Origin of the sequence: Pseudomonas sp. 21615526 (genome assembly GCF_013386245.1) — a bacterium.
Classification (GTDB): Bacteria; Pseudomonadota; Gammaproteobacteria; order Pseudomonadales; family Pseudomonadaceae; genus Aquipseudomonas.
Genome location: NZ_JACAOM010000138.1, coordinates 1 through 2,546, shown reverse-complemented (window position 1 = coordinate 2,546; position 2,546 = coordinate 1). Strand labels below are relative to the sequence as shown.

Below are 2,546 nucleotides of genomic sequence, written 5' to 3'. Positions count from 1 at the left end.
ATCCAGCCCCGAGTCTTTGTTCCACTGGTGGGACGATCAGGGCCGGTTTTGCCGTCTAGCGCGGAATTGGTATCGGATTTAAGGTGTATCCATTACTGGAGACACATATGAAAAAGATCATCGGCATCTACACCAGCCCACGCGGCCATTGGGTCGGCGACGGCTTTCCGGTTCGCACGCTGTTTTCCTACGACACCATGGGCAAGCAGATCAGCCCGTTCCTGTTGCTGGATCACGCCGGTCCTGCGGCATTCACCCCGACCGAGCAACGGCGCGGCGTGGGCCAGCATCCCCATCGCGGTTTTGAAACCGTGACCATCGTCTACAAGGGCGAAGTCGAGCACCGCGATTCCACCGGCGCCGGCGGCACCATCGGCCCGGGCGATGCGCAATGGATGACAGCCGCCAGGGGCATCATTCACGAGGAGTTTCACTCCGAGGCGTTCGCCCGCAGCGGCGGCGCCCTGGAAATGGTCCAGTTGTGGGTCAACCTGCCGGCCAGGGACAAAATGACCGATGCCGGTTACCAGACCATCCTCGATGGCGATATTCCGACGCTGCCCCTGGCCGACCACGCCGGCAGCCTGCGCTTGATCGCGGGCGAGTTCGACGGGGTCAAAGGCCCGGCTCGCACCTTCACGCCGATCGACGTGTGGGACATGCGCCTCAACGCCGGCCGTTCGGTGACGCTGGACCTGCACGCCGGGCGCAACACCGCGCTGGTGGTATTGCGCGGCACGCTGCGGATCAACGGCACTGAAGTGGCGCGGGAAGGGCAGTTGGCACTGTTCGAGCGCGGCGGCACGCAACTGCGCCTCGAGTCCAGCGACGACGCCATGGTGCTGTTGCTCAGCGGCGAGCCCATCGACGAACCCATCGTCGGCCACGGCCCGTTCGTGATGAACACCGAGCAGGAAATCCACCAGGCGTTTGCCGACTATCAGTCCGGGCAATTCGGGCAGATGCAGCGCTAGGGCGCTATACCCTCCAAAGGCATTTCATGCGATCTTCATGGCATTCGCCCTGGAGTCGCCTGAATGCCCTCATTTATCTCCGATCACCCGATGTTCTGTGCCTTGGCGCTGGTGCTGATCGACATTGCCGTATGGCGTTTGATCTCTGCCGATTTCGCCAATTGGAAGCTGGCGGCGCGGCTGGTGATCTTTGCGGTGTTCAGCGCCGTGCTGTTCAACGAAGGCATGAACCCGATGCAGGTCGCGCCGTTCGGCGACAACGTGGCGCTGCATTTGGCGGCAACGGCGTTCCAGATCGGCTGGTGGCTGTTTGCGGCGCGCACCCTCACGGTATTGCTCGGCGCGGTGATGATGCAGCGGGTCGGCCACACCGGGCGGCTGTTGCAGGATCTGGTGGGCGCGGTGATCTTCCTGATCGCGATCATCGCCGCCATGGCCTACGTGCTCGACCTGCCGGTCAAGGGCGTGCTGGCCACTTCCGGTGCGGTGGCAATCATCGTCGGCCTGGCGTTGCAAAGCACCTTGAGTGACGTGTTTTCCGGCATCGTGCTCAATACCACCAAACCCTACCAACTGGATGACTGGATCTCCATCGACGGCACCGAAGGCCGGGTGATCGACATCGACTGGCGCGCCACCCAACTGCAAACCTCCCAGGGCAGCCTGGCGGTGGTGCCCAACTCGTTGGCGGCCAAGGCCAAGATCATCAACTTCTCACGTCCCGCAGATATGTTTGGCTTGGCGGTCAGCCTGCAAGTCAGCCCCCATGCGCGGCCCCAAACCGTGCTGGATGCGCTGGAGCGGGCGATGCAGGGGTGTCGGCCGTTGTTGGCCAAGCCGGCGCCCAGCGTGGCGTTCAAGACGTCGGCCAGTGGTGGCGTGGAGTATGAGATCAGCGGGTTTGTGCCGGCCATGGCGCTCAAGCGTGAGGTGCGCAATCAGCTTTATGATTTGGCGTTTCGGCATTTGCAGGCGGCGGGGGTGAGCTTGTTGTCGGCTGCCGAGAGTAATGCGCCGGTGACGGTTTCCCGGGCTCGGGCGTTGTTGGAGAGTTCGTCGATTTTCTCGACGTTGAGGCAGGAGGAGAAGGAGACATTCAGCCAGAACATGACGCTGCAGACCTTTCGCGCCGGGGAGATGATTTTGCCGGCGGGGGAGGTGAGTGATCACCTGTTTATCATCGAGTCCGGGGTGATTTCGGTGATGTTGACCAAGGCCGGGCACAAGTTTGAAGCCGGGCGGATGGGGCCTGGGGAGGTGATTGGTGAGGCCGGGATTTTGTCGGAGCAGGGTGTGCCTGCGGACTTTTCGGCGAAGACGTTTTGTACGTTGTATAGGATTGAGAAGGAGTATCTGAAGCCTTGTCTGGATGCTCGGCATGACATCAGTGAGGCTATGAAAAGTTTGTTGGATTTCAGGTTGCATGCGGCTCAGAGTTTGACGCAGGAGGCGCCTGTGGTGCCGGTTAAGAAGGGGTTTATGCAGTGGCTGCGGAGTCGGGCCTGAAGGTGTACATATCCGTTGCTGCGGTAACGGCCACTTAGGGTTCCGCTCTTACAGCGGGTCACTTTT

The 2,546-nt window shown here is 61.4% G+C and carries 2 protein-coding genes; both read left to right on the top strand.

The window, feature by feature from the left end:
* Nucleotides 1-107 precede the first annotated feature (107 nt).
* Nucleotides 108-974: a pirin family protein gene (locus HX786_RS28355; protein ID WP_178912908.1), complete on the top strand. Its 867-nt coding sequence runs from the start codon at nt 108-110 to the stop codon at nt 972-974.
* 63 nt (nt 975-1,037) lie between these two features.
* Nucleotides 1,038-2,480 (top strand): mechanosensitive ion channel domain-containing protein, encoded by a 1,443-nt coding sequence (locus HX786_RS28350; protein WP_063028913.1) that lies wholly within the window; start codon nt 1,038-1,040, stop codon nt 2,478-2,480.
* The last annotated feature ends 66 nt before the right edge of the window (nt 2,481-2,546 follow it).